Origin of the sequence: Mucilaginibacter sp., assembly GCF_028288105.1 — a bacterium.
In the GTDB taxonomy this organism is placed as follows: domain Bacteria; phylum Bacteroidota; class Bacteroidia; order Sphingobacteriales; family Sphingobacteriaceae; genus Mucilaginibacter.
The window spans coordinates 1-8961 of the sequence record NZ_JAQBOI010000327.1 but is presented as its reverse complement, the minus strand read 5'-3'; the positions used below and the strand labels follow the sequence as shown (position 1 = coordinate 8961).

8 protein-coding genes are annotated in these 8961 nt (G+C 40.1%); 4 read left to right on the top strand and 4 right to left on the bottom strand.

All coding sequences use genetic code 11. The features are described from left to right. Positions 1-186: 186 nt before the first annotated feature. Positions 187-720 carry an acyl-CoA thioesterase gene (locus JWQ85_RS21610; RefSeq protein WP_299471716.1) on the top strand — a complete coding sequence of 178 codons (534 nt, stop codon included), beginning with the start codon at positions 187-189 and terminating at the stop codon, positions 718-720. A gap of 30 nt (positions 721-750) precedes the next feature. Then, the gene (locus JWQ85_RS21605; RefSeq protein WP_299471714.1) at positions 751-1269 is read left to right on the top strand and encodes an O-acetyl-ADP-ribose deacetylase; all 519 of its coding nucleotides are present in this window, start codon (positions 751-753) and stop codon (positions 1267-1269) included. A 107-nt stretch (positions 1270-1376) separates the two neighbouring features. Here JWQ85_RS21605 and JWQ85_RS21600 read toward each other — a convergent pair whose 3' ends face one another. Next, on the bottom strand, positions 1377-1784 hold the full coding sequence (locus JWQ85_RS21600; protein WP_299471712.1) for an EVE domain-containing protein: 408 nt from the start codon (positions 1782-1784) through the stop codon (positions 1377-1379). A gap of 414 nt (positions 1785-2198) precedes the next feature. Here JWQ85_RS21600 and JWQ85_RS21595 point away from each other — a divergent pair, with 414 nt between their 5' ends. After that, positions 2199-3155, top strand: a complete 957-nt coding sequence (locus JWQ85_RS21595) for a PAS domain S-box protein (protein WP_299471710.1) — start codon at positions 2199-2201, stop codon at positions 3153-3155. Between the two features lie 380 nt (positions 3156-3535). Here the strand turns inward: JWQ85_RS21595 and holA are convergent, their stop codons facing one another. Beyond that, positions 3536-4564 (bottom strand): DNA polymerase III subunit delta, encoded by a 1029-nt coding sequence (gene holA, locus JWQ85_RS21590; protein WP_299471708.1) that lies wholly within the window; start codon positions 4562-4564, stop codon positions 3536-3538. A gap of 156 nt (positions 4565-4720) precedes the next feature. Between holA and JWQ85_RS21585 the strand changes: the two genes are divergently transcribed. After that, positions 4721-5179 (top strand): type I restriction enzyme HsdR N-terminal domain-containing protein, encoded by a 459-nt coding sequence (locus JWQ85_RS21585; protein WP_299471706.1) that lies wholly within the window; start codon positions 4721-4723, stop codon positions 5177-5179. 1 nt (position 5180) lies between these two features. Here JWQ85_RS21585 and JWQ85_RS21580 read toward each other — a convergent pair whose 3' ends face one another. After that, positions 5181-7001, bottom strand: a complete 1821-nt coding sequence (locus JWQ85_RS21580; RefSeq protein WP_299471704.1) for an ATP-binding protein — start codon at positions 6999-7001, stop codon at positions 5181-5183. 97 nt (positions 7002-7098) lie between these two features. After that, a partial coding sequence (locus tag JWQ85_RS21575) for a class I tRNA ligase family protein (RefSeq protein ID WP_299471702.1) occupies positions 7099-8961 on the bottom strand: 1863 nt, incomplete at its 5' end.

Genomic DNA, 8961 nt, shown 5'->3' with positions numbered 1-8961 from the left:
GCACATTGCTATAGGGAATAACAAACCCGATATAGCTCCAGAGGAGCACCCTGTTTATAGAAAATAGAAAAACCTGCCCTGGCTCCATAGGAGCCCCCTGTCATAAACTGCACATTAAAACACTTATCAATTGGGTCACAGGCTTTTTCAAGCTAATACTTTCCTGTTAAAGATTATCTTTGCAGCATGAAAGGAAAATCGTCCAAAGAATCATTTACCATAATGAACGAGCTGGTATTACCCAATGATACCAACACCCTTAACAATTTAATGGGTGGCCGTTTATTACACTGGATGGACATTGCTGCTGCTATATCTGCACAAAAACATTGCAACCGTATTGTGGTAACCGCATCGGTAGATAACGTTTCCTTTAAACACCCTATAAAACTGGGCGATGTAATTACCATAGAAGCCAAAGTTTCGCGCGCATTTACTACCTCGGTAGAGGTAAGACTGGATGTTTACGCACAAAACATACCATCTGGTACGAAAGTTAAAAGCAACGAGGCTTATTACACATTTGTAGCATTAGACCAAAACGGGGTTACCATACCTGTGCCACCAATGCTGCCCGAAACCGATGATGAAATAGAGCTTTACGAAGGCGCGCTTCGCCGCAGGCAATTAAGGCTGATATTAGGTGGTAAAATGAAACCAGATGATGCCACCGAGTTAAAGGCATTGTTTTTTGGTGCTATCGATCCCAAAAAGGATTAAACATCCTCCTGTTCTGTCGGTTATCTAAATATGGATAAACGCATTAAACTACAGCAGGGCGATATTACCAAATTACAGGTTGATGCTATTGTAAACGCAGCCAATAGCAGCCTTATGGGCGGCGGCGGCGTTGATGGCGCCATACATCGCGCAGGTGGTAAACAAATACTGGAAGAGTGTATTCAAATTGTAAACCGGCAGGGAGGTTGTAAAACCGGCGAAGCCGTAATAACTACCGGCGGTAAATTACCCGCTAAATATGTGATACACACCGTAGGCCCGGTTTGGAACGGTGGTAAGCATAACGAAGAGCTGCTATTAGCTAATTGCTATAACAACAGCTTAAATATCGCGGTAAACAACGGGGTTAAAAGTATTGCCTTCCCCAATATCAGCACTGGTGTTTACCATTTTCCAAAAGAACAGGCTGCAGCAATCGCGGTAAAAACGGTAGATGCTTTTTTACGATCAGATCAGGACATAGAAGAAGTGATTTTTATTTGCTTTGACGATGAAAATTACGAGTTGTATAAACAATTGCTATCCTAAAATTTAACCACAGAGAACACAAAGTATAAAAACACAGAGAGCACAGAGTATTTTACCTCTATGCTCTCTGTGAAAAATCTCTGCTTCCTCTGTGGTTAATTCACCAACTATTCGGCCGCCAACTCCAAGATCCTGTCAAACTCTTCGCGCTTTAATGCCATTACTGATAGCCGGCCTTGCCTTACCAGTCCAATATCTTTCAGGCGTTCGTCGGCTTTTATTTGTTCAAGGGTAATAGGTTTCTTTAAGCTCTCTACAGGTTCAAGATCAACCACTACCCAGTTGGCATCATCCGTTGTGGGGTCCTGGTAAAACTCTTTAACTACGCGTGCAATACCAACCACTTCTTTACCGTCGTTGCTGTGATACCACATCACCAGGTCGCCCTGCTTCATCAGTTTAAGATTATTTCGCGCCTGATAATTACGCACGCCATCCCAAAAGGTGCGCCCCTCTTTATTGAATTTTTCCCAACTATATTTTACAGGTTCCGACTTTACTAACCAATGCTGCATTTTTATTTTGTTATATGCAGCAAAAGTGAGAAAAAGGCCCGAGAATGAAGAATTGCAATAACACTTATGTTAATTTTTCAAATCTCTTTTGATGAACTTATGATATAAATATTCGGCGTAGCCAACACTTATATAATCCGGAAACTTCCAGTTTGGGTAATATTTTCTCTTAATATATTTAAGAAAACTAAAAAAGATAATCCCAAGAATAAGAATAGATGCCAGTGAAAGTAGAACGACACCCGCTATTACTAAAGTCCCCATTTAATTAATTGATTAATTACTTATCGTACTACGAAAACAAGGCAAAATATGTTGCCTTTTAATGTAAAAAAAGTAATATAGTTCTAAATTAAATGAACCTCAATTTTTAATATTGTAAAGTAAATTTTACGTACGAACATACAAACATATATGCCTTTACATATCACAAATGATGATGCCAGCTTTAATGTGTTATTCCACAACAGCCCCAACCCTATGTGGATTGTTGAGGTGGATACTTTAAAATTTAAAGAAGTAAACGAGGCAGCCATTAAACATTATGGCTACAGCCGCGATGAGTTTTTAAACGAGATCAGGCTTTCTAACATCCGGCCTATATATGAACAGCAGGAAATGCTTGACCTTATCAAAAGAATAAAGCACAGGCAAACCATCAAGAAAGATCTTACTCATATAAAAAAAGATGGCTCGGCTATTCGTGTAAATATTACCTCGTATAATGTTACTTATTATGGGTGTCGTTGCCGTATGGTTATTATCCTGGATATTACAGATCAAAGGCTGAAGGACATTAAACTTACCGAAGCGACAAATAAAATTAACGAAACCCTTGAAAGTATTACCGATGGTTTTATTACACTGGACAAAAAATTAAAGATCACCTACTGGAATAAAGAAGCCGAAAGGATCTTGATAATTAACAGCGACACAGTGCTGCATAAAAGCTTATGGCAGCTTTATCCCTATTACCGCGAATTAAGTGTGTACGAACAATTTAATCACTCTTTAAAAGAGAAAGAAACAGTAAAATTTGAGGAATACATAGCTCCACTTAATAAATGGATTCGATTTAATGTATACCCCAGTAATGACGGATTAGCGGTTTATTTCCAGGATATAACCGGGCAAAAGCACGGGGAGGAACAAATAAACCTCAAAAATGAGAGCCTGGATCAGATAGCTTATATCAATTCGCATATGATACGTAAGCCACTCGCAAATATTTTGGGTATCATTAATTCGTTAGAAGACGCATCACATAAGGAAGACCATTTAGAAGTGCCGTTAAAATTGCTTAAGCAAAGCGCTATTGAGTTAGATCATATTATTAAGGACATTAACAACCGGGTAGAAAAAACGAAATAAGCTTCTTGCTAATTTGCAACATCACAACTCTTCGCGTATCTGAAATTGTTATTCGTGAAAATCTATCGTTTTTCCACTACCCTTTTTTATGATCTTGAAAATCTGTTCGCCTTTTTTCTTGAAAATTGTGTCACCAACTCCAATACTATAATTGAAATCAAAGGGGCCCGACAAAGAATACGTTTCGTTATTTACGGTTACAGTTGGAGTTCCCTTATTTTGGGAGTATTCGACCTTTTGCACCACTCCCTGTAGACTTAAATTTAAACTTCGTCGATCAACTATTTTACCCATAATTAAGAAAAAAAGCATAACCGCTGCCATTGCATAAATTAGATATATGGGTTTCATAATTGAGTTTTCCATAAGAAGCCTTTCTGTCAGTGCAATATCTTAAACATCAGCTCTTTCATCAAACCGCCGTGGTCGGTGTTTGATTCAACGCCTTTGCTCTTCAGATCGTACTCGCGCAGGTAGCTTATCACCTGGAAGGTTTTACCAAGGCTGTAACCACGGGCGGCCTGCTCGTAATCTTTTAAAAAGTACGGACTAACACCCAGTTCCCTCGCTAAGTTCTGTGGCGATTTGTCCTTCACATAATGATAAGCCAGCACCTTACTGAAAAAGTTATTAAGGTTACCTAATACCAGCACAATAGGGTTAGCTTTTGGGTTAGCCTCAAAATAATTCACTATCTGGTTAACTTTGTAGGCATCCTTCCGGGTAAGGGCCGTTTGCAGTTCAAAAACATTATATTCTTTACTAATGCCAATATTATCCTGAATAAGCTGCAGGGTTATTTCCTGCCCGGCGCTAATATTCAGCATCAGTTTATCCAGTTCGTTGGCAATTTTAGAAAGATCATTACCCAGGTATTCAGATAACATGGCGGATGCCTGCGGGTTTATCTTATATTTTTTATCAGCGATGTAGCCTTCAATCCAGCCGGGGATCTTGCTATCATACAAAGCTGCCGATTCAAATATCAGCCCGTTCTTTTCAATAGCCTTGTAGGTTTTTTTTCGCTTATCAAACTTGCCGTATTTGTAACAGAAAACCAGTATAGTACTTGGCAATGGGTTTTCCAGATAACTTAGTATGGGGTTGATGCTTTTTTTATCATCGTCATCGCGGCCCCATTTCATGTCCTGCGCTTCTTTTACCATTACCACCTGGTAATCGCTCATCATTGGATACCGTTTCGCGGCGTTTATAGCCGTCATTACATCGGTATCCTTACCATATAGCACGGTTTGGTTAAAACCCTTCTCCGCCTCTGATAATAAATTACTCTCGATGTAATTACTTACCAGGTCAATATAATACGGCTCCTCGCCATGTAGCAGGTACAGGGGTTTAAACTTGCGGTTTTTAAGATCTTTTATAATATCAGGAGCAGTAGCGACCATTAAGTCAAAAGTAAAAAGTAAAAAGTCAAAAGCCAGTATATTTTTTAATTAAAAGGGATATTCCTTGCTTGTTGATATAGTTGTTAACCCGACTCAAATAAATTCGATTAACAGGCACTTTTGACTTTTAACTTTTTACTTTTGACTTTATAAAAAATGGATTTATTACTCCCGCTTAATTTGCCGCCCTACCCTTTTAAACTGACCGACCAAAACGGGCAGCTTACGGTATTTGATGAACTGCGGAAGAAAAACATCATCATTACCCCCGAAGAATGGGTGCGCCAGCATTTTGTTCAATACCTTATCAGGCAAAAGCACTACCCAAAATCATTAATAAAGCTGGAGGGCGGCCTTAAACTGCACGGCATGGCCAAACGCACCGATATTGTGGTATTTAATTCATCTGGCCAAAAAATTTTACTGGTTGAATGCAAGGCACCCGCTGTTGGCATTACACAAGCTACATTTGACCAGGCCGCACGGTACAACATGGTACACAAAGTGCAGCTAATGGCAGTGAGCAATGGCCTGCAACATTACTATTGCCGTATAGATCACCAAACCGAAACTTATAAATTCATAGAGGAATTACCGGGCTATAAAGAGTTGTAGGCTACTCAACTGTGGCAATAAGGTTTTGAATTTTCTCCATCAGCTCATCAGGTTTAAATGGTTTTGCTACATAATCGTTCATACCGGCGCTGGTTACCTGGTCGCGAATATCAAATAATGCTGATGCTGTTAACGCTATTATAGGGATCCTGGACTTGGCAGGATCAGTCATTTTACGTATTTCAATTGACGCATCAAACCCGTTCATCACTGGCATTTGCAGGTCCATCAAAACAATATCAAAATTACCGTACTGCAAAATTTCAACGGCACGCTCGCCATTTTCGGCAATGGTTGGCACTATGTTCCATTTAGAAAATAGTTTTTTCATCAGCATAACGTTTACCGGGTTATCCTCGGCAATTAATATACGCAGGCTGCTTTCAGGGAGTTCCAACTCGGCTCCGGTATGTTGCAATTGATGCTGCCGGGTTTCTGTTACCAGTTCTTTTAGCGGTACAACAATTTCTGTTGATACCGGGAACTCCATATTAAAAGAAAACTCAGATCCTATGTTTACCTTGCTGCTTACATGCATTTGCAAACCCTGAAGCTCGAGCAAACGTTTTACAATAGCCAATCCTAACCCCGTGCCGCCGTATTGGCGTGTAGTAGTGATAGATTCTTGTGTAAAAGGTTCAAATATGGTTTCCAGGTTTTCTTTCCTAATACCAATACCCGAATCCTTTACCGAAAAGCCAACAGTGATGTTATTGTGGCGATCTTCTAAGCAGGTGGCCCTTACCCAAATATTACCTTCAGATGTAAACTTAATAGCGTTGCTAACCAGGTTAAAAATCATTTGAGTTAGCCGGGTTGGGTCGCCAAATATTACTTTTCTTCTTAATGAGCTATCAATATCCAGCTTAAACAACAGGCCTTTTTCTTCTGCCTTGATCATTTGGCCTCCGCAGATATTCTGCATCAGCTCAACCAGGTTAAACTTGATCTTTTCAAATACCACCTTGCCCGATTCTATTTTGTTAAAGTCGAGCACATCGTTCACAATGGCCAGCAGGTTATTTGCCGAAAATTTTAATATCTCCAGGTTCTCGCTCTGATCCGGCCTCGGGTGGTTCATGAGCAGCAAATTACTCATGCCAATTACCGCATTAAGCGGGGTACGTATCTCATGCGACATGGTAGATAAAAACTCTGATTGTACCTGCGATGATTTTTCGGCTTTTTCAATAGCCCTTTCAAACTTAATATTTAATGTGGCCTGCTCTTCACCTGTATTTTTAAGCTGCTGTATGTTCTTTAAAAACGCTGTGTAAAAGTGGCTGTGTATAAATATTATTAATATAAAATTGGCAAAAACAGCTATAATGGTGGTAGATTGATCTGCCTTTTCTGGTTTAAAATCAATAAAATAATTATGATCATACTGCATCACCATAAATATAAGTATAGGCAGTAAGTTGAGCAGTGTGAAAAACATCCCCCAATTTTGCCCAAGCATATAAAAGCTAAATACAATTATAAGGATGATGACTTGTATGGTTACGATGTTTACATCCTGCAGGATAACAAATACAATAGCTAAATTTAGTAATGTACCGGTTATAAGCAGCAAATGCGATATGGTATGCCAATGGGGTTTGTAGGTAAGGTATTTAAAGAGTGCTACAATAGCAACCAATATCCCCCCTGCGGTTAAAGTTAATACGTGCAAATTTTGCAAATACACACTCAGGAATAATGCACCTAAACCTACAATAGCCAGCAGAAAACCATAATATAACAAACGGATACGGGCCTGGTCAAGAATTGACTGCTCCCGGGTAAGTATTTTATTAATAGAGAAATTAAAAAAATTCACTTCCTTGCTTGCCTGTATTAATAATAGGTTAAACTAAATAAACGATAGCTGATAATCAGCTATCGTTTATTTATGAAATACCCTAACTATTATACAATTAGCCTGCCAAGCCGCGTAAATTATCTTCTACTATCTTTAACCTGGCTTCGGCATCAGCCTTCTTTTTCAGTTCGTTATCTATAATTTCGGGTTTGGCATTTGCCATAAAACGCTCGTTAGTTAATTTAGCGTTAACCGATTTTAAAAATCCAATAAGGTAATCTCTTTCCTTTTCAAGGCGTTCTGTTTCGGCAACAACATCAATTTCTATATCAAGCTTAATAAAAAACTCATCTGTGCCTGCAATAAAGCTGTTTGCACCATTTACGGCATCATCAACTTTACTTAGTTCGCTAATATTTCCCAGCTGTTTTATAACACCTTCGTAAGCCTGGTAGTTAATAGCAGAGTTTGCTTTTACGGCCAGCGGTAATGCTTCTTTCGGCGATAGCTGATTACTATTACGAATATTTCTTACCTGCGCTATTACCTGTTGCACCACCTCTATTTCGGCAACTAAATGGGTATTTATTTTCCCGATAGTTGGCATTTGTGCAACAATACAGCAATCCAATTCGGCACGTGTACCAAATAGCTCATCATGCCAAAGTTCCTCGCTAAGGAAAGGCATATATGGGTGAAGCACTTTTAAAACATCCTCAAAAAAGCTAACGGTAGCCTTATACGTTTCAGCGTCAATCTTTTGCTTTTCTACGCCTTGCTGATAAACGGGCTTAACCATTTCCAGGTACCAGGCGCAAAAATCGTCCCATACCAGTTTGTAGGTGGCCATTAGCGCTTCAGATAACCTGTATTGTGCAAAGTTATCTTCAATCTCTACCAATGCCTGGTTAAAACGGCTCTGGAACCACTCAATAGCAATTTGGTTACGCGGCGTTATAGTGGTATCAACCTCCCAGCCTTTTATCAACTTAAAGGCATTCCATATTTTATTGGCAAAGTTACGGCCTTGTTCGCAGTAGCTTTCGTCAAACATTAAGTCGTTACCGGCGGGCGAGCATAACAGCATACCTACACGCACGCCATCGGCACCGTATTTATTGATCAGGTCTAAAGGATCGGGCGAATTACCTAACGATTTAGACATTTTGCGGCCCAGTTTATCCCTAACAATACCGGTTAGGTAAACATTAGTAAACGGTTTTTGTGCGCGCAGCTCATGCCCACTCATTATCATCCTGGCTACCCAGAAGAATAATATCTCTGGCGCGGTAACCAAGTCATTTGTTGGATAGTAATAGTTTATCTCGGCGTTATCCGGGTTACGTACCCCGTCAAAAACCGACATTGGCCATAAGCCTGATGAGAACCAGGTATCTAAAACGTCCTCGTCCTGGCGCAGGTCGTTAATGGTCAGCTTGGGGGCTATTGCCTGTGCTTGCGTTAATGCTTCCTCTTTGGTTTTGGCAACTACAAAATCGCCGTTTGGCAGGTAGTAAGCAGGGATCTGCTGCCCCCACCATAACTGGCGACTAATGTTCCAGTCCCTAACGTTTTCCATCCAGTGGCGGTAGGTGTTTATGAATTTCTCGGGGATAAGCTTTACCTCGCCGTTCAATACATATTCAAGAGCAGGTTTAGCCAGCTCGGGCATTTTGCAGAACCATTGCATACTTAGCTTTGGTTCTATAACCGCGTTCGTGCGTTCGCTGTAACCTATTTGTGAGGTATAATCTTCCGTTTTTTCTAACGCCCCGGCTTCTTCCAGCAATACAGCAATTTTTTTGCGTGCGGTAAAGCGGTCTTCACCAACTAATATCTGTGCCTTCTCATTCAGCGTAGCATCGTCATTTAAAATATCAATAACCGGCAGCTTGTGGCGTTGGCCCAGCTCATAGTCATTCAGATCGTGTGCCGGGGTAACCTTTAAACAACCCGTACCAAAATCCATGGTAACATA